24 protein-coding genes are annotated in these 23,666 nt (G+C 72.1%); 12 read left to right on the top strand and 12 right to left on the bottom strand.

Annotated features, from left to right (window positions below; genetic code table 11):
* The first annotated feature begins 65 nt into the window (after nucleotides 1-65).
* Both AB0O28_RS05075 and AB0O28_RS05070 read left to right on the top strand, forming a co-directional pair.
* A complete protein-coding gene (locus AB0O28_RS05075; RefSeq protein WP_363636434.1) occupies nucleotides 66-803 on the top strand; it encodes a lysophospholipid acyltransferase family protein in 738 nt (245 codons plus the stop codon).
* Nucleotides 804-1,040: 237 nt separating this feature from the next.
* Nucleotides 1,041-3,935, top strand: a complete 2,895-nt coding sequence (locus AB0O28_RS05070; RefSeq protein WP_363636432.1) for an AAA family ATPase — start codon at nucleotides 1,041-1,043, stop codon at nucleotides 3,933-3,935.
* 64 nt (nucleotides 3,936-3,999) lie between these two features.
* On the opposite strand, the gene AB0O28_RS05065 is transcribed toward AB0O28_RS05070, so the two are convergent.
* On the bottom strand, nucleotides 4,000-6,228 hold the full coding sequence (locus AB0O28_RS05065) for a M4 family metallopeptidase (RefSeq protein ID WP_363636430.1): 2,229 nt from the start codon (nucleotides 6,226-6,228) through the stop codon (nucleotides 4,000-4,002).
* 792 nt (nucleotides 6,229-7,020) lie between these two features.
* On the opposite strand from AB0O28_RS05065, the gene AB0O28_RS05060 reads away from it, so the two are divergent.
* A complete protein-coding gene (locus AB0O28_RS05060) occupies nucleotides 7,021-7,479 on the top strand; it encodes a hypothetical protein (RefSeq protein WP_363636428.1) in 459 nt (152 codons plus the stop codon).
* Between the two features lie 478 nt (nucleotides 7,480-7,957).
* Here AB0O28_RS05060 and AB0O28_RS05055 read toward each other — a convergent pair whose 3' ends face one another.
* Nucleotides 7,958-8,143, bottom strand: coding sequence for a hypothetical protein (locus AB0O28_RS05055; protein ID WP_363636426.1), 186 nt, complete (start codon nucleotides 8,141-8,143; stop codon nucleotides 7,958-7,960).
* A gap of 77 nt (nucleotides 8,144-8,220) precedes the next feature.
* Between AB0O28_RS05055 and AB0O28_RS05050 the strand changes: the two genes are divergently transcribed.
* Nucleotides 8,221-8,646: a PPOX class F420-dependent oxidoreductase gene (locus AB0O28_RS05050; RefSeq protein ID WP_363636424.1), complete on the top strand. Its 426-nt coding sequence runs from the start codon at nucleotides 8,221-8,223 to the stop codon at nucleotides 8,644-8,646.
* A 112-nt stretch (nucleotides 8,647-8,758) separates the two neighbouring features.
* On the opposite strand, the gene AB0O28_RS05045 is transcribed toward AB0O28_RS05050, so the two are convergent.
* The 3 genes from AB0O28_RS05045 to AB0O28_RS05035 are packed head-to-tail and all read right to left on the bottom strand — an operon-like array spanning nucleotide 8,759 to nucleotide 10,476.
* Nucleotides 8,759-9,574, bottom strand: a complete 816-nt coding sequence (locus AB0O28_RS05045; protein WP_363636422.1) for an SDR family NAD(P)-dependent oxidoreductase — start codon at nucleotides 9,572-9,574, stop codon at nucleotides 8,759-8,761.
* Nucleotides 9,571-10,044: a DUF6789 family protein gene (locus AB0O28_RS05040; RefSeq protein WP_363636420.1), complete on the bottom strand. Its 474-nt coding sequence runs from the start codon at nucleotides 10,042-10,044 to the stop codon at nucleotides 9,571-9,573. Before AB0O28_RS05040 ends, AB0O28_RS05045 begins: the two co-directional genes overlap by 4 nt.
* A 21-nt stretch (nucleotides 10,045-10,065) precedes the next feature.
* A complete protein-coding gene (locus AB0O28_RS05035; RefSeq protein ID WP_363636418.1) occupies nucleotides 10,066-10,476 on the bottom strand; it encodes a hypothetical protein in 411 nt (136 codons plus the stop codon).
* Between the two features lie 447 nt (nucleotides 10,477-10,923).
* On the opposite strand from AB0O28_RS05035, the gene AB0O28_RS05030 reads away from it, so the two are divergent.
* A complete protein-coding gene (locus AB0O28_RS05030; protein ID WP_363636416.1) occupies nucleotides 10,924-13,323 on the top strand; it encodes a ThuA domain-containing protein in 2,400 nt (799 codons plus the stop codon).
* Between the two features lie 74 nt (nucleotides 13,324-13,397).
* Nucleotides 13,398-13,925 carry a hypothetical protein gene (locus AB0O28_RS05025; protein WP_363636414.1) on the top strand — a complete coding sequence of 176 codons (528 nt, stop codon included), beginning with the start codon at nucleotides 13,398-13,400 and terminating at the stop codon, nucleotides 13,923-13,925.
* Nucleotides 13,926-13,988: 63 nt separating this feature from the next.
* Here AB0O28_RS05025 and AB0O28_RS05020 read toward each other — a convergent pair whose 3' ends face one another.
* Nucleotides 13,989-14,150, bottom strand: coding sequence for a CBS domain-containing protein (locus AB0O28_RS05020; protein ID WP_363636412.1), 162 nt, complete (start codon nucleotides 14,148-14,150; stop codon nucleotides 13,989-13,991).
* Nucleotides 14,147-14,272, bottom strand: coding sequence for a hypothetical protein (locus tag AB0O28_RS05015; RefSeq protein WP_363636410.1), 126 nt, complete (start codon nucleotides 14,270-14,272; stop codon nucleotides 14,147-14,149). The genes AB0O28_RS05020 and AB0O28_RS05015 overlap by 4 nt, the downstream gene beginning before the upstream one ends.
* Before the next feature lie 108 nt (nucleotides 14,273-14,380).
* On the opposite strand from AB0O28_RS05015, the gene AB0O28_RS05010 reads away from it, so the two are divergent.
* The 4 genes from AB0O28_RS05010 (at nucleotide 14,381) to AB0O28_RS04995 (ending at nucleotide 18,260) form a co-directional block, all read left to right on the top strand.
* Nucleotides 14,381-15,172, top strand: a complete 792-nt coding sequence (locus tag AB0O28_RS05010) for an alpha/beta hydrolase (RefSeq protein ID WP_363636408.1) — start codon at nucleotides 14,381-14,383, stop codon at nucleotides 15,170-15,172.
* Nucleotides 15,173-16,303, top strand: coding sequence for a SpoIIE family protein phosphatase (locus AB0O28_RS05005; protein ID WP_363636406.1), 1,131 nt, complete (start codon nucleotides 15,173-15,175; stop codon nucleotides 16,301-16,303).
* Nucleotides 16,304-16,460: 157 nt separating this feature from the next.
* Nucleotides 16,461-17,126 carry an alpha/beta fold hydrolase gene (locus AB0O28_RS05000; protein ID WP_363636404.1) on the top strand — a complete coding sequence of 222 codons (666 nt, stop codon included), beginning with the start codon at nucleotides 16,461-16,463 and terminating at the stop codon, nucleotides 17,124-17,126.
* A gap of 57 nt (nucleotides 17,127-17,183) precedes the next feature.
* Nucleotides 17,184-18,260 (top strand): hypothetical protein, encoded by a 1,077-nt coding sequence (locus AB0O28_RS04995; protein WP_363636402.1) that lies wholly within the window; start codon nucleotides 17,184-17,186, stop codon nucleotides 18,258-18,260.
* Here the strand turns inward: AB0O28_RS04995 and AB0O28_RS04990 are convergent.
* Nucleotides 18,255-18,845, bottom strand: coding sequence for a copper chaperone PCu(A)C (locus tag AB0O28_RS04990; protein ID WP_363636400.1), 591 nt, complete (start codon nucleotides 18,843-18,845; stop codon nucleotides 18,255-18,257). The genes AB0O28_RS04995 and AB0O28_RS04990 overlap by 6 nt on opposite strands.
* A gap of 124 nt (nucleotides 18,846-18,969) precedes the next feature.
* Between AB0O28_RS04990 and AB0O28_RS04985 the strand changes: the two genes are divergently transcribed.
* Entirely contained in the window at nucleotides 18,970-19,968 is a 999-nt protein-coding gene (locus AB0O28_RS04985) for a serine hydrolase domain-containing protein (RefSeq protein ID WP_363636398.1), read from the top strand.
* A gap of 13 nt (nucleotides 19,969-19,981) precedes the next feature.
* Nucleotides 19,982-20,314 carry a putative quinol monooxygenase gene (locus AB0O28_RS04980; protein ID WP_363636396.1) on the top strand — a complete coding sequence of 111 codons (333 nt, stop codon included), beginning with the start codon at nucleotides 19,982-19,984 and terminating at the stop codon, nucleotides 20,312-20,314.
* 7 nt (nucleotides 20,315-20,321) lie between these two features.
* On the opposite strand, the gene AB0O28_RS04975 is transcribed toward AB0O28_RS04980, so the two are convergent.
* The 4 genes from AB0O28_RS04975 to AB0O28_RS04960 all read right to left on the bottom strand — a co-directional run bounded on the left by AB0O28_RS04975 (nucleotide 20,322) and on the right by AB0O28_RS04960 (nucleotide 23,597).
* Entirely contained in the window at nucleotides 20,322-20,594 is a 273-nt protein-coding gene (locus AB0O28_RS04975) for a type II toxin-antitoxin system RelE/ParE family toxin (RefSeq protein ID WP_363636394.1), read from the bottom strand.
* A complete protein-coding gene (locus tag AB0O28_RS04970) occupies nucleotides 20,591-20,878 on the bottom strand; it encodes a type II toxin-antitoxin system Phd/YefM family antitoxin (protein ID WP_363636392.1) in 288 nt (95 codons plus the stop codon). Before AB0O28_RS04970 ends, AB0O28_RS04975 begins: the two co-directional genes overlap by 4 nt.
* Before the next feature lie 134 nt (nucleotides 20,879-21,012).
* Nucleotides 21,013-22,686 carry an L-glutamate gamma-semialdehyde dehydrogenase gene (gene pruA / locus AB0O28_RS04965; protein WP_363636390.1) on the bottom strand — a complete coding sequence of 558 codons (1,674 nt, stop codon included), beginning with the start codon at nucleotides 22,684-22,686 and terminating at the stop codon, nucleotides 21,013-21,015.
* On the bottom strand, nucleotides 22,686-23,597 hold the full coding sequence (locus tag AB0O28_RS04960; RefSeq protein ID WP_363636388.1) for a proline dehydrogenase family protein: 912 nt from the start codon (nucleotides 23,595-23,597) through the stop codon (nucleotides 22,686-22,688). Before AB0O28_RS04960 ends, pruA begins: the two co-directional genes overlap by 1 nt.
* Nucleotides 23,598-23,666: the final 69 nt, after the last annotated feature.

Raw genomic sequence — 23,666 nt, 5'->3', positions numbered from 1 at the left:
CCCAGTCCGCGCGGAGTCACGAGCGGCCCGGTTAAGTTACGGCTGAGTAGGTTACGGTTTCAGGCATGGCTGAGATCGTGTACCCGCCGGTCCTGCGGACCGCGCTGACCGCCTTCAAACTGCTCGACCTGAAGTTCCACATGGAGGGGACGGAGCGGATACCCCGCAGCGGCGGCGCGGTCCTGGTGAGCAACCACGTCAGCTACCTCGACTTCATCTTCGCCGGCTTCGCCGCCCACCCCGCCGGGCGGCTGGTCCGGTTCATGGCGAAGAAGGAGGTCTTCGCCCACCCTGTGTCGGGCCCGCTGATGCGCGGCATGCATCACATCCCCGTGGACCGGTCGGCCGGGACGGGAGCCTACGACGCCGCCGTACGGGCCCTCAGGGACGGCGAGATCATCGGCAACTTCGCCGAGGCGACGATCAGCAGGTCGTTCACGGTCAAGGAGATCAAGAGCGGGCCGATCCGCATGGCGGCCGAGGCGGGGGTGCCCGTGATCCCGATCGCTCTGTGGGGCGGCCAGCGGCTGTGGACCAAGGGCCGGCCCCGCAGGCTGCTGCAGCGGCACGTCCCGATCACGATCCTGGTCGGAGAGCCCATGCACCCGATGCCGGGCGACGACATCGCCGCGCTCACCGGCGACCTGCGACGGCGGATGGCGGACCTGCTCGACGAGGCCCAGCGGACCTACCCCGACCAGCGGCGGGGCGTGTGGTGGCAGCCGGCCCACCTCGGCGGCACGGCGCCCACCCCCAAGGAGGCCGCCGCCCTCGACGCCGCTGCCCGGCCGCGCCCGAAGTAGCCGCCGGCCACCCGCAGCCGCCGCCGGCTCCCTGCGCCGTTTCGCCGCTCTTCTCCATCCGCGCCCCAGCGGCATCGCCCGACGCCCTCCTCCTGAGAAGGCCGCGAGTGGGGCCGCGGAGGTCTGTCCGATTCCGCAACACGGCCGTTACGCCGGAGGGTTGACCGAGGGTCAAGAGGCGGGGATAACTGAGCCGTACCGACACGGGGGCCCGCAGTCCGTAGCTTGGAGCCGTGCATGAGCATCCTGCCCCCGCCCCCGCTGGTCGGACGCGCGGCTGAGCTGCGGGCTCTCATCGACGCGGTGACCCGCCCGCCGGCGGTCGCGCTGGTGGAGGGCGAGGCGGGCATCGGCAAGACCCGGCTCGTCCGCGCGGCGCTCGATCGCCTGCCGTCGGGCGACCGGGCCGTCCTGCTCGGCTACTGCCACCAGATCCGCGAGCCCTTCCCGTACGGGCCGGTATTCGAGGCGCTGCGGGATGTCGGGGAACGGCTCCCGGGGGCGAACCGGCTCAACCCGGTCACCGGGGCGCTCCGCGGTCACCTCCCCGAACTGGCCGGCGGGCTGCCGCCGTCGCCGCAGCCTCTGGACGACCCGCGGGCCGAACGCCACCGGGTGTTCCGCGCGATACGCGCACTGCTGGCGGCCGTCGGACCGGCCGTGCTCGTCGTCGAGGACCTGCACTGGGCCGACGACGGCACGCTCGACCTGCTGCGCTTCCTGGCCGGTCAGCCGCCGCGGGGACTGGCGGTGGTGGCGACCTACCGCAGGGACGGCTCGGCCGGGCCGCCGCTCGGCCGCGCCTACCGGCATCAGCCGGACACGGCCAATCTGGTCGTACGGCTGGCGCCGCTGGACGTGTCCGGCGTGGCCGGCCTGGCCGGCGCGCTGCTGGAGCGCTCCGACCTGTCTCCGGGATTCGTCGCGCGGCTGCACGAGCGGACGGCGGGCATCCCCTTCGTGGTGGAGGAGCTGGTCCGCTCCCTGCCCGCCTCCCCGCCGGGCGCGGACGACCCGGACGCGCTCGACCGCGCCGTCGACCGGGCCGGCGTGCCGCTGCTGCTGCGCGAGGCGATGGCCGAGCGGATCGCCGGCCTGTCCCCGCCAGCGGCGAGAGCGGTCCGGGCGGCGGCGGTGCTGCGGCTCCCCGCGAGCGAGCATCTGATCACCGCGGTCGGCGGCGGCTGCGCCGGTGCGAGCCGTGCCGGGCCGGACTCCGCCGAGACGGACTTCACCGAGACGGGCTCAGCCGGGCTGGCCGAGGCGCTGCGCGCCGGGGTCCTGCACGAGCATCCCGGAGGCCGGTACGGCTTCCGCCACGCGCTGGCCCAGCAGGCCGTCTACGACGCCGTCCCGGGCCCGGAACGCCGGTCGGCGCACGTGCGGGCGACTGCCGCGCTCGCCGCGATGGACGCGCCGCCGCTGGTGCAGCTGGCCTTCCACGCCCGGCGGGCGGGGGACACCGAGGCCTGGGTGCGCCACGGGACCGCCGCCGCCCAGCAGGCCGCCGCGCTGGGCGACACCGCCCTGGCGGTCGAGGTGATCGAGGGCATGCTCGACGATCCCGATCTGCCGGTGCGGGACCGGGGCCCGCTGGTGCTGATGCTGAGCCGCTTCGCGGCGACGGGCCTGTCGCACCAGCGGGTGGTGCGGCTGCTGCGCCAGGTGCTTCGGGGCGACTTCCTCTCGCGGGACGTGCGCGGCGAGGTGCGGCTCAATCTCGGCGTCGTCCTGTCCAACCAGGCGGGTGACGCCGCGGCGGGTCGCCCGGAGATCATGGCCGCACTCGCCGAGCTGAGTGACCGGCCGACGCTGGCCGCCCGCGGCTGGGCCAGTATGGCGATGCCGGAATGGGGCACCGAGTCGCTGGCGGAGCACGCCGAGTGGATGGCCCGTGCCGAGGCGCTCGTCGCCGCCGCCGACAACCCGGAGCTGTCGGCCGCGGTCCTGGCCAACCGGGCCTCCTTCGCGATGACGACCGGCTCGCCCGGCGCGTTCGACGTCGCCGCCCGGCTTCCGGTCGCCGACCCGCGTACGGCGGTCCGGCGGGAGGTCGCCCGGGCGTACTGCAACCTCCACGACTCCGCGACGACCGTGGGGCTCTACGCGGCGGCCGAGCGGTTCGCCAGGGACGGGCGGCGGCTCGCCCTGGAGACGGGGGCGCAGTATCCCGCCTTTCTCCTCGACGCCTCCGTGATCCGCAGGGAGTGGCTCACGGGGCGGTGGGACGGACTCCGCGACAGGGCGGCGTCCCTGGGGGAGTCGGCCACGGAGACGCCGCTGATCGCGGTGGACCTCTGGCTGGTGCTCGGGTTGCTCGCCCTGGCGACGGGTGAATGGGAGGAGGCGGTCAGGCAGTTCCGGCGCGCGGGGCTCGACGCGCCGGACGCCGGGAACGTCCCGATCGTGACGGCGGCCGCCGGAGGGCTCGTCGATCTGCATCTCGCCCGCGGGATGGTGGACGAGGCGGTCGCGGAGGCCGAGCGGGCGGTCGTGCGGCTGCGCCGCAAGGGCGTGTGGGTGTGGGGCGCGAGCGTGGTCCCGTCCGCCGTCGCCGCGTTCGCCGGGGCCGGGCGCATCGCGATGGCGGCGGAGCTGGTGGACGAGTACGCCGCCGGGATCGCGGGCCGCATCGCGCCCGCCGCGCACGCCGCGCTCGACGCCGCCGGCGGCGCGCTCGCCGCCGCCGGAGCACGGTACGCCGACGCCGCCGCCTTCTTCGCCCGGGCCCGGGAGGCGTACGCCGCCCTGCCCCAGCCGTACGCGGCGGCGCGGGCCGCCGAAGGCGAGGCGCGGGCCGGGCTCGCGCTCGGGGACGGCGCCGCGGCGGCGGGCCTGCGGGACGCCGCGCAGTGGTACGGCAGGCTCGGCGCCACCCACGACGCCGCCCGGTGCAGGCGAGCGCTGCGCGACATCGGGGTGGATGTCCCGCTTCCGCGCGGCGGGCGGCGGGGCGCGGGCGGGCTGTCGCAGCGGGAGCGGGAGGTCGCCAGGCTCGTCGCGCTCGGCCGGACCAACCGCGAGATCGCCGACGTGCTCTTCCTGTCCACACGCACGGTCGAGACCCATGTCGCCACCGTGCTGCGCAAGCTCGGCGTACGGTCGCGGACCCAGATCGCGCCGCCCGCCTGACCGGCGGTGGACACGGAAGATCCCCAGGACCGTGTCCGGTCCCGGGGATCTCCGCCGTCGTCGCTCAGACCGTGACGCTCCACGAGTCGAGGTAGCCGGTGTCGTAGGTGTACTGGTCGCGGACCTCGAGGGTCCAGGTGCCCGCCGCCGTCTGCGTGACCGGGACGGAGTAGGTCCGGGTGCCGAACGACGTGCAGCTCAGGCCGCCGCTGGACTTGACCGTGTACCAGGTGCCGTTCGGGCCCTGGAGCCTGATCCGCAGGTCCTCGGCGCAGCTGTGCGAGATCGTCACGCTGAGCTTGACCGGGGAGACCGCGGTGCCCGTGGCGGTCGAGGTGATCGGGCTGGTGATCGTGGTCAGGTCGTTGATCGTGTAGTCGGTGCCGTTGGTGAACGTGCGCCCGCCCGAGCTGCCCGACACGGTCAGCGTGTACGCCGCGGTGTGGCCGCCCGACGACCCGCTGCCCGTGACGGTGACGGTGTAGGTGCCGGCCGGGGTGGACGCGCTGGTGGAGACGGTCAGCGTGGCGGAGCCGCCGGAGCTCACCGACGACGGGCTGAAGCTCGCGGTGGCGCCCGACGGAAGCCCGGAGGCGCTGAGGCTCACCGTCTGCGCGCTACCCGAGGTGGTGGCCGTCGCGACCGTGGTCGTGGCCGACTGGCCGGGCGTCACCGTGCCTCCGGTGGGGCTGAGCGACAGGGAGAAGTCGTTGCCCGAGGAGCCGCAGCTCGGCTCGCCCGACTGCGCCGGCACGCCGGCCGCGCTCCACGCCGCCGCGGTGGCCGCGCACTCGGCGCTGCTCGCGCCGTACAGCTCGACCGCCGCCGCGAGCGACGCGGTCCTGACGTTGACGTACTTCCAGGTCGAGGTCTTGCGCATCAGCGCGCCCATGTAGATCTTGCCGGCCTTCTGGATGCCGACGCCGGTCACCGAGGAGGGGCCGCCGGAGCAGATCGGGCTGCCCGGCTTGCCGCCGCCCGGCGACGAGCCCTCGGCGAGCAGGTAGAACCAGTGGTTGAGCGGGCCGGCCGCGGAGTGGACCTCCGTGCGCGGGATCGAGGAGGAGTAGCAGTTGGGGTCGCCTGCGAGGGACGGGTTGTACATGTAGCGGATCGGCCCGTCGCCGACGAGGTCGACCTCCTCGCCCACCTGGTAGTCCGGCGGGTCGTTCGGGTTGTTGGCGTACGCCTCGGTGAGCGCGCCGAAGATGTCGCCGGTGCCCTCGTTGATGCCGCCGTTCTCGTTGCCGGAGCCGGCGGCGCCGGGCGTGGTCTGGAAGATGGCGTGGCCGAACTCGTGTGCCACGACGTCGATCGGCGTGGCCTGACGGGCGTTGTCCTGCGAGTGGCCGAAGTTGGTGTAGCTGCCGTTCCAGTACGCGTTGACGTCGGCCAGGCCCACGCGGGCGGGGAAGCCGCCGCCGCTGCCGTTGATGCCGTTGCGGCCGAGCCAGTCGCGCAGCATGTCCCACTCCCGCTGGACGTCGTAGAGCACGTCCACGCAGGCCGTCTCCAGGTTGGTCCCGCTGCCGTTGCCCCAGGAGTCGTCGGTGCCGGTGTAGGCCGAGCCGTTCTGCCCGCCGCATCTGATGCCGCTGCGAGTGGAGTCGGTCATCGAGTACGAGCTGCCCGAGCCGCTCGTGTTGATGCTGACGGTGCCGTAGTAGTAGCCGTTGCCGGTGCCCGCCTTCACCTGGTCGTAGGAGTCGGCGATCTCGCCGGTCGTCGCGTCGACGAAGACGTGCTGGATGCTCGGCTTGCCGCCGGCGATGCCGGAGACCACCGCCTCCCACGCCAGGCGGGGCTGGGCGCCCCACGCCAGGACCACGAGCCGGGGGGCCGCGGTGTCGTCGACCCGGGAGAGCACGGTCCTGGCCGTCGCGGTGGCGGCCTCGGCGGTGACCGCCGGCGAGGTGGGCACGCCCAGGGGGAGTGCGCCGGTCGCCGCCTCGGTGTCGCGCACCCGCCCGTTCGCGTCGGTGACCACGACGGCGTCGCCGCCCACCATGGGCAGGCCCTTGTAGGAGCGCTCGTAGGTGACGTAGTACATGCCGCCGCCCGCCGTCACGGCGGTGCGCCGGTAGGTCTCACCGGGGGACACGCGCAGGTCGTCCATGCCGCTCGCGACGGCCTGGTCGGCGGCGGCAGCGGCCCGCTGCGCCGGGTCGTCGGCGAGGGATCTCACCGCGCTCTCACTGCCGGGTGGGGGCTTCGCCACAGCGGCGGTGGAGGGTGCCACCACGCCGGTCACGGCCAGTGCGGCGGCCGCCGCGAGCAGTGCTGTGCGCCTCATGGGCGTCGTCCTTTCTCTGCCTCCCACGTGGCGTCCCGCCTTGTGGGCGGACACCGGCGGTCGCGCCTCCGGGACACGAGCCCGGGCAACGGACACTGGTGGGATTCGGGGGGTGATGAGAGAAATGGAGGGTGGTATCCGCTGCGACGGGCACGAGCGGAAACGCGTGTTCCCGTCGTGGCCGGCACAAGCGGGAACGTCTCTCCCATGGCGGAAACGGCTGGGAGAAAAGGAGGTATTACGTCACGGAGCTCCTCGTTTCGCCGACCCGGCCGGGGAATCCGGCTCGTGCGCGACGTTAGAACCCCGCTCGGGACACGAACATCCGTAGCGATATCCGTACATCTACGGAAAAGCGACTGGCTTTGTGCGTATGCCGTAAGACCACGGCCAGTGAGCCGGGGGAGGGGGCGAGGGCGGCTCGAAGGGGCGTGAGGGGAACCGAATCGGGCGCTGTGGTCACCGGTTCCTTCGCGAGATCCTGCCGGCCTCTGCTCCCTGCCGCCCCCTGCCGACGGCCAGGCGCGCGCCCTGTGCGGCTCCGCCTACGTCTACCGCACCCATGTCATCGCCCGGACTGGATCCCATTCCAGAAGTCTCCTGGCCCTGGCCCAAACGCACCTTCACCACCGGCCCCGTTATCAAATAAATTCGGGTGGCCTCGGCCGGGACTCCGGCGCCGCTGAGGACGTTACAGCATGAGGCTGAGTCTGGAAGGCATTGCTCGAGTTCGAGCCCCGGATTCAGCTGTCCGGCTATTGGGCTCTGGCCTTTTTGTGGTATCTATCGTCCATGAACAGCTCTGTCGTGGCGCGTCTGGTCATAGTTCTCGTCGCCGTGATCGGAGTTGCCGGCACTGCGGCCGTACTGCTGGTTATTACCGGGCCCGGCGCGGCCGGGATTTACTCTGTATCGCATTCGACGCCGGTTTTCGCGACGATATCGGCAGCCCCGTCTCCCGCCGCCGCCCTACCCGAGATGCCAAGACTCTGGTTCCAGGATGTGAAGACGGCCAGAACCACCATCGCCGCCCTGGGGTTCGACCTGGAAGTCAGATCTCTGACCGGGGATGAGGTCGAAGATCCGGCCGACTGGATAGTCGTCGGCCAGGCTCCGGCGCCGGGAGACCATCTCAAGAACACTATTCCTATAGAGGTTGACGTCCTGCCCAAGGACATGCCCGTACCGAATCCGACCACAAGGTCGGGCTCACCGTCGGATTCAACGATTGAACCCTCTACAGGGCCATGAGTGCGGGACCCGTCAAGGGACTCCGTCATTCGGTGGGCGGCCTCGGCCACTCCACGGCCGGGCAGATCATTGCTCCGAGTCCCCGATTCTCAACTCGCTCCACCGCTGTGTGGCCGGTCCTGTCTGACCGGTGGGCTTGCGGGGCCGCTATTCGCGGATGCTCCTCGGCAGGGCGATACCTCGCCGTCGCCTCATGGTGCATCCGGGAATGCCGTTACGGGTTCTCTTTCGGCCGCTTTCGGCAGCCGCCCAGGCCGCCCAGGCCGGCCGGGGTGACCGAGCTGTACGAGGCTGGAGACTCGGCGACTACTACTCACCCGGATAAGAGGCGGGGAAAGGCGGCCCAAGAGGAGAGGGCGAAGCCGTCGCCATCGCGCCGGACCTCGGCGGCTCCAGCGGACGCGCTCGTGCTCGTCGCGCGGAGCCCGGCCGCGGTGGGCGGTGTCCGGGTCGAAGTAGAGGTTGTCGGCGCGGGGGATCAGGTACGTGGCGTTGGGAAAGGTGGGCACCCATTCGCCGTCCAGAAGTCCGGCGCCAGCCACTCCTGGTTGCGCCGCCAGGTCTCCTCGTCGCTGTCCGGGATGATGAAGCGGGCGGTGCGGACGGGGCCCGACCACTCGACGACGCGTGTGACCTCGCCGAAGGCGATGCTGTGCGTGGGCATGACAGTCCTCCTGGGACCGCGGTGCGGGTCGACTACTTGTGCCGGGAACGGCCCGGACATGTCCTAGGTTCGAGGCCATGGAACAGATGACCGAGGCGGAGTGGCGGGAGTTCGCGGCGAGCGGCACCAAGACCGGCAAACTCGCCGTCACCAGGGCGGACGGGCGGCCGCACGTCACCCCGATCTGGTTCGCCCTCGACGGGGACGACGTGGTCTTCACCACCCACGAGAGCAGCGTGAAGGCCCGCGAACTGCGGCGCGAACCACGCGCGACCCTGTGCGTCGACGACCAGCGGCCGCCGTACTCGTACGTGATGCTCGAGGGGGAGGCGACGCTGTCGGACGACCTCAACGAGGTGCGTCACTGGGCGACGGTGCTCGGCGGCCGTTACATGGGAAAGGACCGGGCCGAGGAGTACGGCCGGCGCAACGGCGTCCCGGGGGAGTTCCTGGTGCGGCTGCGCGTCGGCAAGGTCGTCGCCTTCAAGGACGTCGCTTCCTGAGCCGTCTCGCGCTCGGCCGGGCGACGCCGTGGGCCGCCGGAGAAGCGGTGAGGGGCGATTCCTCCCCTCACCGCTCTCACCGCGGACCGGGCTCCCCGCTCGCCGGACGGGCCTATTCGTCCTTCTCGGACGTGTCGCCCTTGCCGGGCTCGGCCATGCGGCGGTGCATGGCGGCCTTGGCCGTGTCCGGGGTGAGCCTGCCCGCCACGCCCTGCACCTTGTTCGCCAACGACCCCGCGACGACCTTGTCGTCGCCCTTCATCAGCGCGTCGAAGCCCTGCCGGGCGACCTCGGCCGGGTCGTCCTTCTTGCCCGAGCCCACCCGTGTGTCCTCCATGCCGGCCCGCTCGAAGAACTCGGTGTCCGTCGGGCCCGGCAGGAGCGAGGTGACGGTGACCCCCGAGTCCTTCAGCTCGTTGCGCAGCGCCTCGGAGAACGAGTGGAGGAACGCCTTGCTGGCGGCGTACACGGCCTCGAACGGCCCGGGTGTGAGCGCGGCGACCGACGACGTGAACAGGATCTTCCCCTTGCCGAGGGTGGTCATGGCGGCCACGGCGCGCTTGGCCAGGTGCACGGCGGAGGTGACGTTGAGCTCGATGAGCTTGAGCTCGGCCGCCAGCGAGGTGTCGCGGGCGAAGGCGCCGCCCACCCCGACGCCGGCGTTGATCGCTACGGCGTCCAGCGGGCGGCCGGCCGCGACGGCCGAGGTCCACAGCCGCTCCACCTCGTCGTATCGGGTGAGGTCGGCGCGCACCGGGATGACCTGCCCGCCGTACTCCTTCAGCGACTCGGCCGCGGCGTCGAGCTCCGCGTCCTCCGCCGTGACCACCACGTCGAAGCCGTGCTGGGCGAACTGCCTGGCGAGCTCGTAGCCGATGCCGCTGGAGGCGCCCGTCACGAGCGCCAGCGGACGTTCCGTCGTCGTCATCCGTCCTCCTTCGAATCGTGTCGTCCGCCCGCTCCGTGCGTCGCGCGGACCGTGAGTGCCAGCGTGGCGCCGTACACCACGTGCGCCGCGGCCATGACGGCCGGGCGGCCGCGCGCGGGGTCGCGCGAGGCGGGCGGCAGGATGTTCAGGGCGGGCACCCAGCCCTCGTAGGCGCCGAGCCAGACCAGCAGCGCGTAGCCCACGCCGAGGGGGACGCCGGGCCTTCGCCCGCGGGTGAGCAGCGCGAACGCCGCGCCGCAGGCGGCGCCGAACCCCAGGTGCGCGGCGGCGCCGAGGACGTTCTCCCCGGGTTTCGGCCGGTGCCGGTGGCCCGGCAGGGCCGCCCTCACGATGTGCTTGGGCGGCTGGCCCGGCATCAGGCCGGCCTTCCGCCCGGCGAGCATCACCGCGCTCATCGTTACCGTGGACAGCGCGCCGGCCGCCGCGCCGCGTACGAGTTGGCGAATCAAGGTTCTCCCTTCAGGTGACTGCTACAGGCGCCGGGAGAGCTTCTCGGCGAGTCCCGCGGGATCGGCGACCGTCACGGTCAGGCCGGGATGGCGCAGCAGCCCGAACGGCTCGCCGCCCGGGATCGGCTCGTGGAACCGCACGCACAACCCTTTGCGGGCGTTGGTGGCGAATGTCAGGCCCCGGTCGGCGAGCGACACGTGGACCCCGATCGCCCGGAACGGGGAGTAGGGGCCGGTCGTCTCGACTCCCGAGACGTTGGCCAGCGGAGTCTCGGTCACCCACGGCCCGAAGCGGACCCGCAGGGTGCCCGGGCCGACCAGGACGCCGGCGGTGTCCGGGCGGATGCCCAGGACGGACAGCAGCGGGGCGAATCGGGGGTCGAAGTCGAACGCGTAGCGCTCCGGTTTGCCCGCGGTGGTGTCGTCGGTCATCGCTACCCCTCCCGGCGCCTCGGTCCCGGGGCTCGCGGATCGAGCGCTGCGGGCCCCGCCGTCGCGGCGCCGCCTCCGGCTCGGGGAGGGCGCCGCAAAGCCGCCATACCCTCACGACCGGGCTCAAACAGGGCGCGGTGGCCCGGCGCCGTCCTGGCGCGACCGCCGGCTCCTCGCCGCCTGGCCCCGGCGATCGACGCGAGCCGGACCGACTTCTGGTTACAGCGGGTGAAGTTCTGACACGAACCCGCCTATGTTTCGCACTTTTGTCAGTAACTTTTTTTGTTTCAAACGAGACTTTGTCAGATGATTGACAAAGTTTCGAGGCGAGCCGCACACTTCCGGAAGTCATCGCGTTATCCGTCAGACCTTCCCCTCACCTGGGTCGGCGCTCGTGGGGTCGGCGTCCGAGCGCGATGCGCTTTTCGTCCCGACAAGAGGAGTGACATGCGATCCTCGCGCACACGTCCCAGGCTGCGGTCGCGATCCGCTCTGGCCTCGGCCGTACTCGCGGTGCCGGCCCTGGTGCTGGGCTCTCCGGGCCTGGCGGCCGCCGCCGAGTCCGGAGCGGCGCCCGTTCTCGACACGGCCACGCTGTCGCCGGTCGCCGAGCCCAACTACAACGGTGCGACGAACACCGCGTACACCCCGTCGACCACGACCGGGACCAACGGCTGGTTCACCAATGACGAGGTGACGCTGAACCTGTCCGCCACGGACGACGACGCCGTCGCGTCGTTCCGCGTGACGGTGGGGACGGAGGCCACCGTCGAGGTGCCGGCCGTACGGAGCGGCACCCGCGGCACCGCCACCTACGTCGTCAGGGGCGACCGCAACAGCACGGTCCGCTACGTCGCGGTCGACGCCGCCGGCAACGCCTCGGCCGCCAAGACGATCAGCGTGCGGATCGACACCAAGCCGCCGGTCGCCGCGTGGCCGGGCGTCTCGGGCGGCAAGGTGCCGCACAGCGCGGCGGCCTCCTCCATCACGCCGACGCGGACCGACCCCACCCCCGGATCGGGTGGCGCCGCGGTGCGGGACATGTGGATCGACGGCACGTGGACCTACCCGCTGCCGCTCGACCCGGCCACCCTGTCCGTCGGCGCGCACACGTGGGCGGTCACCCTCGGCGACGCCGCCGGCAACGGCGCCAAGTACACCCTGACCTTCCAGATCACCACCTCGGTCGCGGACCTCCGCGCCCTCGTCCAGCGCTACGTCACCGCCGGCAAGGTCTCGGCGTCGAACGGCGACCGCCTGCTGGCGCTGCTCACCCAGGCCGACGCCGGCGGCGACGCCGCCGTGACCGCGCTGACGCGTTTCGGCGCGCTGGCCGGCCAGGTCGTGCCCGAGGGCCGCATGCGTGACTCCCTCGTGAAGGACGCCGCCTACCTTGTCGAGGAGCTCCGGGGGGTCAAGCACCCCGAGGTGGCCACCGGCGTCACCGTGAGCGCGGCGCCCGGTATGGAGCGTGCCCCGTTCCGGCTCCCGACCGAGTCCGTGCGCAACAAGAAGCCGAAGTTCCGGGTCCTCCTTTTCGGCAACCAGCCGGGCGCCTTCCGGCACGAGCACATCCCGCTCACCATGGCCGTGATCCAGGACATGGGCCGGGCCAACAACTTCGACGTCGACGTGTACGACTACCTCAGCCCCGACGTCTCGGTGCCGAACCCCTTCGAGAGCATCGAGCGCCTGTCGCAGTACGACGTGGTCGTCGGCGTCTCCAGCGTCGGCAACGGCGTGTTCTCCACGGCCCGCCCCACTCAGGCCGACCCGAACGTCAAGGTCGACGAGCAGGCCGTCCTCAAGCAGTACATCAACAACGGCGGCGGCTTCGTCGCCCTGCACGGCGCCACCGACTCCATGCACGGGTGGGACTGGTACAAGGGCCTGGCCGGCGGCGAGTTCGACAACCACGGCTCCAACGGCAGCGGTCTCCAGAACACCTGCGGGGCCTGCAACATCGGCGAACTGGTGACCGAGGACGGCACCAACCCGGCCACGCGCCAGTTCCCCGAGACGCTGAAGATCGTCGACGAGCTCTACAACTGGGTCGGCCTGCCGCGCCAGAAGACGCACGTCCTGCAGACGCTGAACGAGTCGACGTACGTGGGCAGCATCGGCGCCACCGCGGGCCGCGTGGAGGGCGCCGACCACCCGATCTCGTGGTGCCAGAACTACGACGGCGGGCGCTCGTTCTCCCAGGCGCTGCTGCACAACTGGGCGAACACCCTCGACCCGTTGTTCCAGAAGAACATGCTCGAGGGCATCAAGTGGGCCGCCGGACAGACCGAGGCGAACTGCGTCAGCCACGAGGAACTGCGCAAGCTCGTCGCCGCCGGTGCGGCGGACGGGACCGTCGGCGCCGACCTGGCCGCCCGCCTGAACCAGGCGCTCACCGCGTCGTACGACGCCTACCTGGTGAAGGACTACGCCGAGGCGCTCGCGCAGGCGAAGGCGTTCCGTCAGACGGCCGACTCCGGCCACCTGGGCGGACGTGCCCAGAGCACGCTCCGGGACCGGGCCCACGAGCTCGTCGACTGGATGAAGGCGCTCGACGACAAGAGCGTCCACCTGAGGTTCGTGTCCCAGCCCAAGACGACGGCCGTGCACAACGGTGAGGACGTGGTCTTCTCCGCTACCGCCGAGGGCCGGAACGTCGCCTACCAGTGGCAGGTGAAGTCGCCGGGCTCGCCCGAGTGGACCGACATGACCGGCGAGACGTCCTTCGCGATCGCCGTCACGGCGGCGCCGGAGCTGTCCGGCTCCGAGTACCGGGTCCGCGTGACCGACCCGACCGGCGAGATCGTCTCCCGTTCGGCGTCCCTCAAGGTCAGCGGGCGCTGACCCCCGCTCCGGCGGCCCGGGCGCGCACCGCGCCCGGGCCGCCGGAGCCTCTCGACGAGACCAGGAGTGGATCGATGCGCCAGGCCCTCACCCGGGTCGCACTCGCCGTGGCGTCGCTCGCGTTCTGCGCCGGGTGCGGCGGGGCCACCTCCGCCGCGTCCTCCTCGGCCGCGTCCTCCGCCGTGCCCCCGGCCGCGACCGGCTCCGGGGCGGGCACGGCGGCGTCCCCGGTCACGTGTGACATGCGGCCGCGCACGCCGCCCGGCGAGGCGACCTCCTGGACGCACCCGGCCCAGTCCTTCTACAGCCCCACAGACCAGGACATCCCCACCCGGGCGAGCCTCGATCACCTGCTCGTCAAGGACGACGCCCTGGTGATCGAGTACTCGACGCGGCTGCCCGCCGCATCGGTGCAGGCGCTGCGTGACTGGACCTACCTGCAGACCGCGACCGTGGCCGTGCCGGGGGAGGACTCCCCGGCGGTGCGTGCGGTGATCGCCTCGACCGAACTGGTCTGCGACGGCGTCGACACGGTGCAGCTCTCGGAGCTGGCCGGCAGCAGGACCGCCGGTCAGGTGATCGGACACGGCGAGGCGGGATGACAGGCGCCGGGCCCCGGCCGGGAAGGCCGGGGCCCGGAAAGACGCCCGCCGTGGCGGCGCGCATCAGTCGGTGCTGATGGCGTCCACGAGGTCGCCCACCGGGCGATCGGGCAGGGCGCGGGCCACGTCGGCCAGCGCGACGATGCCCACCAGCGTGTGACCGTCGACGACGGGCAGGCGGTCATGCGCGCGGCCGGACAGCCACGGTCGGGAACCCCGCGTCACACCCTGCCGGCGACCGTCCTGCGGGACGGCGGGAAACCGAGAGCGATCATCCCGAGGCCCGGGAAACCGGCGCCCACCAGCACGGACGAACGTGCGGTGGTCCGCGTGGGAAGGGTGCCCATGACGCCTCCGGGGGAGTGGGGATCTCCCGCCGCCTACCCCCGAAGGCGCGGCATACACGACCGCCCCGAATCACACGTGAAGTGAAATGCTTTGTACGCTTGCGCGTCATGAGCGTGATGGTGCGGAACAACGTCCGAATCACCGGCCGGCCGGACGGCCGCCCGATGGTCTTCGCCCACGGCTTCGGGTGTGACCAGAACATGTGGCGCCTCGTCGCTCCCGCGTTCGAGGACGAGTACAGGATCGTCCTGTTCGACTACGTGGGGTCCGGCGACTCCGACCTGTCGGCCTACTCGCCCGAGCGTTACTCGTCTCTGCAGGGGTACGCGCAGGACGTGCTGGACATCTGCGCCGAGCTCGACCTGAGCGACGCCGTCTTCGTCGGCCACTCGGTGAGCGCGATGATCGGCGCGCTGGCGGCCATCAGGGAGCCGGCGCGGTTCGGGGCGCTGGTGATGGTCGGGCCCTCGCCCCGCTACATCGACGACGAGAGCTACGTCGGCGGTTTCAGCGCGGCCGACATCGAGGAGCTGCTGGAGTCGCTCGACAGCAACTACCTCGGCTGGTCCAGCGCCATGGCACCGGTCATCATGGGCAACCCGGACCGCCCCGAGCTGGGGACCGAGCTGACCAACAGCTTCTGCCGTACCGACCCGGACATCGCCAAGCGGTTCGCCACCGTCACGTTCATGTCGGACAACCGCGCCGACCTGTCCCGGGTGCCGGTGCGCAGCCTGATCCTGCAGTGCTCCGACGACGTGATCGCCCCCGTGGAGGTGGGCAAGTACGTCCACGAGAACATCCCCGGCAGCGAGCTGGTGCTGATGCGGGCGACCGGGCACTGCCCCAACCTGAGCGCGCCCGAGGAGACCATCTCCGCGATCAAGGCGTTCCTGTAGGTGAGCCTCGCCGAGGAGGCCTTCGAGGATCTCTACGAGCACGCGCCCTGCGGCCACCTGTCCACGCTGCCCGACGGAACGATCATCCGGGTCAATCGGACGCTGCTCGAACTCACCGGGTACGAACCCGGCGAGCTCACCGGCGGCATGCGGATCCAGAACCTGCTGGCCGTCGGCGACCGCATCTTCTACGAGACCCACTTCGCCCCGCTGCTCGCGATGCAGTCGGTCGTCCGCGAGATCGCGGTCGACGTGCGCCGCGCCGACGGCACCCGGCTGCCGGTGCTGCTCAACGCGGTCATGCGGGACGATCCGAGGGTCATCCGCTTCTGCGTCTTCGCCGCGACCGACCGGCGGGAGTACGAGCGCGAGCTGCTGCGTGCCCGCCAGCGCGCCGAGCGGTCGGAGGCGGAGGCGCGCGAGCTCGCCCGCACTCTGCAGCGCAGCTTCATCCCCCCGGCCCTGCCGCGGATCCCGGGCCTGCAGGTCGCCGGCGCGTTCCGGCCTGCCGGGGACGGCGACCTGGTGGGCGGCGACTTCTACGACATGTACGAGACCGACGCCGGCTGGGCGCTCGCCCTCGGCGACGTGTGCGGCAAGGGGGTGGAGGCCGCCGTCGTCACCAGCCTCGCCCGCTACACGCTGCGGGCCGCGCCGATCCGTGAGCCGAGCCCTTCCGCGGTCCTGTCCGCGCTCAACCGGACCCTGTTGCACGAGCGGGCGGGCCGTTTCGTGACGGCCGTGTACGGCCAGCTCGTGCCCGCCGATCACCACTTCCGGCTCACGCTCTCCCTGGCCGGTCACCCGCCCCCGCTGCGGGCCAGGGGGGACGCGGTCGGCGAGATCGGGAGACCGGGCAACGTCCTCGGCCTGCTGCCCAAGGTCAGGCTGACCGACGTCGAGGTCGAACTCGCGCCGGGCGACGCGGTCCTCTTCTACACCGACGGCGTCATCGAGGCGCGCGGCGGCGAGGGGCTGTACGGCGAGGCGCGGCTGCGGCACCTGCTGTCCGCCTCCCGCGGCATGGAGGCGGACGGAATCGCCGACGCCGTCGTCAACGAGGTCGTCGCCTTCCAGTCCGGGCTGCCCCGTGACGACATCGCCGTCGTCGTGCTGAAGATCCCCGGCTGATCGCGCCGCCGTCGCGGCCCCGCGCATGAGGGCCGTCTCCCCCCGCCCGCCGCGACGACTCGCGGCGAAAACGGGGGACGGCGACTGGTGATTTCCCCGATGCCGTGACCCGAACCGATCGCGAGACTCCTGTCATCCCCCACGGCAAGGAGATCTCATGCGTAGGATCGTCGGCCCCCTCCTCGGCATCCTGGCCCTGCTCGGCTTCCTCGCTCCCGCCGTCCCCGCCCAGGCGGCGACCCACAACCCCGTCGTCTTCGTGCACGGCTACACGGGCAACAGCACCAACTTCGCCGCTCTCCAGGCGTACCTCGTGGCGAACGGCTGGCAGAGCAACCGGCTGTACGGCTACAACTACAACTGGGCAGGGTCCAACATCATCAGCGCCCAGGGCCTGGCCGCCCTCGTCAACCAGATCAAGGCCGGCACGGGCGCGTCCAAGGTCGACATCGTCAACCACTCGATGGGCGGCCTGGTGACGCGGTATTACCTGCAGAAGCTCGGCGGAGCGGCCAACGTCGACCACGTCGCCTCACTGGCCGGCGCCAACCACGGCACGACCTACGCCAGTGCCTGCACCGTCTACGTCTCGTGCATCGAGATGCTGCCCGGCTCGGCGTACATCATCTCGCTGAGCGGTGACGAGACGCCGGGATCGGCGAAGTACGGCACCTGGGTGTCGCCCTGCGACGGCATCATCATCCCCTACACCAGCACCCGGCTGTCCGGCGCGGACAACCACACCCTCGCCTGCGTCGACCACCTGTCGATCCTGAGCAATGTCCAGGCGATGTCCGGCATCCGCGACCTGTTCAACAGCTGACCGCCTCCTTCCCGGCCGGGCGGCCCCGTGGCCGCCCGGCCGCGCCATGATGGCGGGATGACGACACCGGGAACACGGGTCCGGGACGCGCGGGCCGCGGCGGCACGCTGGGTCGCCCGCCATGCCGCGGCCGCCCCCAACTTCGCGGGGGCCTTCCTGACCGGCTCGACGGCCTGGGCGGACCCCGACGCGGTGCTGCCGCCCACCTCCGACGTCGACGTGTCGGTCGTGGTCACCGACCCCGTCGCGCCGCCCAAGCTCGGCAAGATCCCGTGGGAGGGCGTGCTCGTCGAGGTCACGTACATGTCCTGGGACCGGCTCGCCTCCGCACGCGACGTGCTGGCCTCCTGCCACCTGGCCGGCGCCTTCCGCGCCGGCGACCCCGGCACCCTGATCGCCGACCCCACCGGGCGGCTGGCCCGGCTCCGTGCCGCCGTGGCGGCGGGCTTCGCCGATCGGCGCTGGGTCCGCCTGCGGTGCGAGGACGCCGAGCGCCGCATCACCGGCGGGCTCGCGAGGCTCGACGCCCGCCGGCCGTTCCACGATCAGGTCACGGCCTGGCTGTTCCCGGCCGGCATCACGACCCACGTGCTCCTCACCGCCGGGTTGCGCAACCCCACCGTACGGCTGCGCTACCCGGCCGTCCGCGAACTCCTGCGGGCGTACGGCCGGATGGACGTCTACGAGGAACTGCTCGGCCTGCTCGGCTGCGCGCACCTGACCCCCGAGCGGGTCGCCGCCCACATCACGACGATGACGAGGGCGTTCGACGCGGCGGCGGCCGTGGCCCGAACGCCCTTCCCCTTCTCGGCCGACATCACCGAGGCGGCGCGGCCGGTGGCGGTCGACGGCAGCCGCGACCTCGTCGCGCGGGGACTGCACCGCGAGGCCGTCTTCTGGATCGCCGCGACGTACGCCCGGTGCCTGAAGATCCTCGCCGCGGACGCGCCGGGGGAGAACGGCCACCTCGGCGGGTTCGCGGACCTGGCGGCCGACCTGGGCGCCGGGTCGCCGGACGACCTGCGGCGCAGGGCGAGCGAGGTGAGCGCCTACCTGCCCCGCCTGCGCGCGGTCGCCGAGGAGATCATCGCGGCGAACCCTGCCGTCCACCGCGAAATCCGGGACGGGTCATGACGGGCTCGGCGAGACGGCCGGCGAGGAACCGGGCGGCGGACTGAGCGGCGGGCTGGGCGACGGACTGGCCGGTGGGCTGGGTGACGGAGTGGGTGACGCGCCGGGCCAGGGGGAGTAGGTGCTCCTCCACTGCGCGGGCGGCAGGATCGGGACGTCGATCCGCACCGTCCCCGCGTTCTGGAACCGCAACGTCACGGGGATCGTGCCGCCGCTGCCCAGCGGGCGGGTGAGGCCGGCGAGCAGCACCTGAGGGACGGGCGTCCCGCCGACGTACCTCCCGCCGGGGATCTCCAGGCCGCCGGCGGGCAGGCGGGCCCCCCGGAACAGGTCCCCGGTGTCCACCGACACCAGGCGGTCGGTGCGGCCGCTCTCGTTGAGCAGCATCATGTACATCGGCATGTCGGTCCCCGGCGGGGCGGGCTGCTGCGAGCCGATGATGAAGGCGTTGCGGAGCAGCAGACCGGGCAGGTTGACGTTCGCCCCGTCGTTCTGGGGCATCGTCTGGGTGTAGTAGTCCTGCTTGATGTCGCCGCAGGCCGTGACGGCCGCGGCCGCGATGCATAGAGCCGCCAGGATCCTGCGCATGTCGACCTCGGCTCGCTCGGATGGCGTCTTTCGGGCTCGGTACCCCCTCTGGCAGTGGCCTACCGCCCGGAAATAATGCGAGGCTTCGGACACGGAGGAATCGCCGAGAAAGCGGAGGAAACGCATGCAGTCGATCTCCCCGGAGAAGGCCCCGGAGAAGGCAGGGTTCGCGCCGGACCTGCCCCACCGCCTGGAAGCCCTCGTACGGCGGGGCGGGGCGCCGGCTCTGCACGGCGTCGTGGTGGCCCGGCACGGCCATGTCGTCCTCGAGTGGTACGGCGGCGGCGACGACCACGCGCTGAACACCCCGCTCGGCCACGTGGACTTCGGGCCGGGCACGCTGCACGACGTGCGCTCGGTCACCAAGAGCGTGGTGGCGCTGTTGTACGGCCTGGCGCTGGAGTCCGGCCTGGTGCCGGAGCCCGGCGAGCCGATCCTGACCGCCTTCCCCGAGTACGCCGACCTGGCGGCGGATCCCCGCCGGGCCGGGCTGACGATCGGGCACGCGCTGACGATGACGTTGGGCCTGGAATGGGACGAGAGCGCGCCCTACACCAGCCCGGCGAACAGCGAGATCGCGATGGAGATGGCGCCGGACCGCTGCCGCTACGTGCTGGAGTGCCCGTTCGTGGAGGAGCCGGGCGAGCGGTGGCGCTACAGCGGCGGCGCCGCGGCCCTCGTCGGCGCCATCGTGGAGAGGGGCACCGGCCTCCGCCTTGAGGAGTTCGCCCGCACCGCGCTGTTCGAGCCGCTCGGCGTGGGGGCCTTCGAATGGCTGGCCGGTTCGGACGGGAGGGCCCTGGCCGCCTCCGGCCTGCGCCTGACGCCGCGCGGTCTCGCCCGGATCGGGCAGGCGGTGCTCGACCGGACAGTCGCCCCCGGCTGGACAGAGGAGATGCTGCGCCCGCGTGTGCCCGCCTGGGAGGGCGTCTCCTACGGGTACCTGTGGTACGCGGGGCCGGACGGGCGGGCGTCGGCCATGGGCAACGGCGGCCAGCGGCTGTTCCTGCTGCCCGATCTCGGCCTCGTCGTGGCCGTCACCGCCGGCGACTACAACGGGCCGGGCCAGGACACCGCGCCGAGAGCGGTCCTGGAGGACGTGGTCCTGCCCGCGATCATATGAGAGGAGACGCCGGATGATTTTCATCACCGCGAAGTTCAGGGTGCTGCCGCAGCACGCCGACCGGTGGCCGGAGATCACGCGTGAGTTCACCGAGGCGACCCGCGCCGAGCCGGGCTGCCTGTGGTTCGACTGGTCGCGCAGCCTCGACGACCCGGCAGAGTACGTCCTCGTCGAGGCGTTCCGGGACGACGAGGCCGGCGCGGCGCACGTGGGGTCGGAGCATTTCCGGACGGCCCGGCGTACGCTGCCGCCCCACCTCGCCGAGACCCCGAGGATCGTCAACGTCACGGTCCCACAGGACGACTGGTCCCTCCTCGGCGAGATGGCCGTCCCCGCCGAGGACTGAGACGACCTCAGAACCGGTAGGCGTCCCGCCGATGTTTGATCGTCTGGATCGTCACGGCGTGCTTGTCCTCGTCGATGCGGTAGACCACCCGGTAGGTGCCGCGCCGGGCGACGTACAGCCCTTCGTACGGTTCCTGGAGGGGCTTGCCCGCCCGCCACGGCTCACGGGCCACAGCGCCGGTGATGAGCTCCCAGGCGGCGGCGGCCAGCTCCTCCGGGAGACCGCCGCTGAGGGCGCGGCGCGCCGGCGGAGCGAGCAGGACGCTGTATCGGTCGCTCACGCACTCGCCTTGCCGAGACGAGCGGCCATGATGGCGGCCATCTCCTCCTCGGTCGTCACATCGCCCCTCGCCTCGGCGGCGGTGGCCTCGACGAGATCGGCGCGCATCTCGGGGTCGGCGAGGATCTCGAGCGTCTCCTGCAGGGATTCCCACTCAGCCACTGACACGATCATCGCGTGCGGGCGGCCGTTGCGCGTCAGAGTGAAGTGGTCGTGCTCACGGGCGGCCCGATCGGCCAGCTCGGTCAGCCGGTCCTTGGCCTCACTGATCGGGATTATCTCCATGCGTCCATGGTAGTCGTCTAGCCGGAATTCCGGCCGGCAAGTCGGCCAACAGGGCCATGGGGGGCTGAGGTGAGCGGGGATGCACGGCGATGCCCTCGAAACCCCGCATCGGGTTCCGAGGGCATCGCGGCCCGTCAGTAGCCGAGGTCGCCGAGGTCGGGCTGCTGCCAGCCGCCCTGCGGCACGTCGCCCTTGTAAGGACCGCTCACCACCGGGGGCACGAAGGTCTCCTTGATCGTGCGGGCGTTGACCCAGCGGATCAGGTTGAAGATCGAGCCGGCCTTGTCGTTGGTGCCCGAGGCGCGGGCCCCGCCGAACGGCTGCTGCCCGACGACCGCGCCGGTGGGCTTGTCGTTGACATAGAAGTTGCCGGCCGCGAAGCGCAGCCGCTCGGTGGCGTCGGCGATCGCGTACCGGTCCTGCGCGATGACCGACCCGGTCAGCGCGTACGGCGCGACGCTCTCCATCTGGTCGAGCACGGTGTCGTACGACGTGTCGTCGTAGACGTGGACGGCGAGGATCGGGCCGAAGTACTCCTTCGAGAAGACCTCGTCCGCGGGGTCGGCGCACTCGAGCACGGTCGGCCGCACGAAGTAGCCGGCCGAGTCGTCGTAGGAGCCGGTGAGCACCTCGATGGAGTCCGCCGACCGCGCCCGGTCGATCGCGTCCCTGTGCTTGGCGAAGGCGCGTGCGTCGATCACCGCGCCCATGAACGTGGACAGGTCGCCCGACACGTCGCCCACGGTGAGCGACTCGGCCGCCGAGACGAAGTCGTCGCGCATCCGGGTCCACAGCGAGCGCGGCACGTACGCCCGGGAGGCCGCCGAGCACTTCTGGCCCTGGTATTCGAAGGCGCCACGCAGCAGCGCGGTCGACAGCACGCCGGGCTCCGCGGAGGGGTGGGCCAGGATGAAGTCCTTGCCGCCGGTCTCGCCGACGAGCCGCGGGTAGCCCCGGTAGCCCGCGATGTTCTCCCCGACCGTGCGCCACAGGTGCTGGAAGGTGGCCGTCGAGCCGGTGAAGTGGATCCCGGCCAGCTCGGGGTGGGGCAGCGCGACCTCGGAGACGGCGGCGCCGTTGCCCGTGACCATGTTGATCACGCCGGGCGGCAGCCCGGCCGCCTCCAGCAGCCGCATCGTGAAATGCGCCGCGAACTGCTGGGTCGGCGACGGCTTCCACACCACGACGTTGCCCATCAGCGCCGCCGACGCCGGCAGGTTGGCCGCGATGGAGGTGAAGTTGAACGGTGTGATCGCCAGGACGAAGCCCTCCAGCGGGCGGAACTCCATGCGGTTCCACACGCCGGGCGACGACTGCGGCTGCTCGGCGAGCAGCCGCCGGGCGTAGGCGACGTTGAACCGGAAGAAGTCGATCAGCTCGCACGCGGCGTCGATCTCGGCCTGCTGCGCCGACTTCGACTGGCCGAGGATGGTGGCCGCGTTCAGCGTGGCCCGCCACGGGCCGCTGAGCAGCTCGGCGGCCCGGAGGAACACCGCGGCGCGCTCCTCGAACGGCAGGGCCCGCCAGCGCGGCGCGGCCTCGAGCGCCGCGTCGACCGCCGCCCGGACGTCGGCCGCGGTGGCGTCGGCCGTACGGCCGAGCACGGCGGCGTGGTTGTGCGGCTGCACGACGTCGATCGGGGCGCCGCCGGCCATGCGCCGCTCGCCGCCGATCGTCATCGTCAGGTCGAGGGACGTCCCCGACAGCTCCTTGACCCGGGTCTCCAGGGCCGCGCGCTCGGCGCTGCCCGGCCCGTACGCGTGCACCGGCTCGTTCGCCGGCACCGGGACCTCGGTGATCGCATCCATCATTTACCCCTCAGAGCGCGAAGGAAGAAGGCGACATTGGCCGGGCGCTCGGCGAGGCGGCGCATGAAGTAGCCGTACCAGTCGTCGCCGTAGGGGACGTAGACCCGCACCCGCGACCCGGCCGCGGCCAGCGCCGCCTGCCTGTCGGCCCGGATGCCGTAGAGCATCTGGAACTCGTAGTCGCCGGTGCCGCGCCCGGCGCCCACCGCGAGCGACTCGGCGATCGCGATCAGCCGGTCGTCGTGCGTGGCCACCATCGGGTAGCCCGTGCCGTTCATGAGCACGCGCAGGCACCGCACGTACGCGCGGTCGACCTCGGCCTTGCTCTGCCAGGCCACCGACGCGGGTTCGGCGTAGGCGCCCTTGACCAGCCGCACCCGCGAGCCCGCGAGATCGCGGCAGTCGGCCTCGCTGCGGAACAGGTAGGCCTGGATCGCCACGCCCGTCTCCGGGAAGTCCTCCCGCAGCGTGCGCAGCACGCCGAGCGTCGCGTCGACGGTGGTGTGGTCCTCCATGTCCAGGGTGACCGTGGCGCCGCACTCCCGGGCCGCCGCGCAGATCTGCCGCGCGTTCTCCAGGGCCATGCCCGGGTCGAGGGCCTGGCCGACCGCCGACAGCTTGACCGACACCTCGGCCCGGGCGCCGAGGCCGAGGGGCCGCAGCTCCTCCAGCAGCGAGACGTACGCCTTGGCGGCGGCGACGGCGGTCCCGGGGTCCCGGACCTCCTCGCCCAGATGATCGATCGTGACGGACAGCCCGGAGCCGGTCAGGCGGCGCGTCGCGGCGACGGCGTCCGCGGCGGACTCCCCGGCCACGAAGCGGTCGACGACCTTGCGCGTGAGCGGGAGCCCCGACACGGCCCGGCGGGCGAGCGGGCTGCGTGAGCCCGCGAGAAGCAGGGAACCGAGCATGGCTTAAGGCTAAATCCGCACGTCACGGAAGTTCCACGGACATCCGCCACAGCATTTTTCGACAAATGC

Origin of the sequence: Microbispora sp. NPDC088329, assembly GCF_040685655.1 — a bacterium.
In the GTDB taxonomy this organism is placed as follows: Bacteria; Actinomycetota; Actinomycetes; order Streptosporangiales; family Streptosporangiaceae; genus Microbispora.
This window is presented reverse-complemented; position numbering and strand designations above follow the sequence as displayed.

Excerpts from the sequence above, each read along its gene's own strand:
- AB0O28_RS04985 (WP_363636398.1), top strand. The coding sequence starts at position 18,970 with ATGCAGTCGATCTCCCCGGAGAAGGCCCCGGAGAAGGCAGGGTTCGCG.
- AB0O28_RS05000 (WP_363636404.1), top strand. The coding sequence starts at position 16,461 with ATGCGTAGGATCGTCGGCCCCCTCCTCGGCATCCTGGCCCTGCTCGGC.
- AB0O28_RS05010 (WP_363636408.1), top strand. The coding sequence starts at position 14,381 with ATGAGCGTGATGGTGCGGAACAACGTCCGAATCACCGGCCGGCCGGAC.
- AB0O28_RS05075 (WP_363636434.1), top strand. The coding sequence starts at position 66 with ATGGCTGAGATCGTGTACCCGCCGGTCCTGCGGACCGCGCTGACCGCC.
- AB0O28_RS05035 (WP_363636418.1), bottom strand. The coding sequence starts at position 10,476 with ATGACCGACGACACCACCGCGGGCAAACCGGAGCGCTACGCGTTCGAC.
- AB0O28_RS04970 (WP_363636392.1), bottom strand. The coding sequence starts at position 20,878 with ATGGAGATAATCCCGATCAGTGAGGCCAAGGACCGGCTGACCGAGCTG.
- AB0O28_RS05030 (WP_363636416.1), top strand. The coding sequence starts at position 10,924 with ATGCGATCCTCGCGCACACGTCCCAGGCTGCGGTCGCGATCCGCTCTG.
- AB0O28_RS04995 (WP_363636402.1), top strand. The coding sequence starts at position 17,184 with ATGACGACACCGGGAACACGGGTCCGGGACGCGCGGGCCGCGGCGGCA.
- AB0O28_RS04980 (WP_363636396.1), top strand. The coding sequence starts at position 19,982 with ATGATTTTCATCACCGCGAAGTTCAGGGTGCTGCCGCAGCACGCCGAC.
- pruA (WP_363636390.1), bottom strand. The coding sequence starts at position 22,686 with ATGGATGCGATCACCGAGGTCCCGGTGCCGGCGAACGAGCCGGTGCAC.
- AB0O28_RS05025 (WP_363636414.1), top strand. The coding sequence starts at position 13,398 with ATGCGCCAGGCCCTCACCCGGGTCGCACTCGCCGTGGCGTCGCTCGCG.
- AB0O28_RS05065 (WP_363636430.1), bottom strand. The coding sequence starts at position 6,228 with ATGAGGCGCACAGCACTGCTCGCGGCGGCCGCCGCACTGGCCGTGACC.
- AB0O28_RS05070 (WP_363636432.1), top strand. The coding sequence starts at position 1,041 with ATGAGCATCCTGCCCCCGCCCCCGCTGGTCGGACGCGCGGCTGAGCTG.
- AB0O28_RS04990 (WP_363636400.1), bottom strand. The coding sequence starts at position 18,845 with ATGCGCAGGATCCTGGCGGCTCTATGCATCGCGGCCGCGGCCGTCACG.
- AB0O28_RS04960 (WP_363636388.1), bottom strand. The coding sequence starts at position 23,597 with ATGCTCGGTTCCCTGCTTCTCGCGGGCTCACGCAGCCCGCTCGCCCGC.
- AB0O28_RS05045 (WP_363636422.1), bottom strand. The coding sequence starts at position 9,574 with ATGACGACGACGGAACGTCCGCTGGCGCTCGTGACGGGCGCCTCCAGC.
- AB0O28_RS05015 (WP_363636410.1), bottom strand. The coding sequence starts at position 14,272 with ATGGGCACCCTTCCCACGCGGACCACCGCACGTTCGTCCGTGCTGGTG.
- AB0O28_RS05060 (WP_363636428.1), top strand. The coding sequence starts at position 7,021 with ATGAACAGCTCTGTCGTGGCGCGTCTGGTCATAGTTCTCGTCGCCGTG.
- AB0O28_RS05050 (WP_363636424.1), top strand. The coding sequence starts at position 8,221 with ATGGAACAGATGACCGAGGCGGAGTGGCGGGAGTTCGCGGCGAGCGGC.
- AB0O28_RS05055 (WP_363636426.1), bottom strand. The coding sequence starts at position 8,143 with ATGCCCACGCACAGCATCGCCTTCGGCGAGGTCACACGCGTCGTCGAG.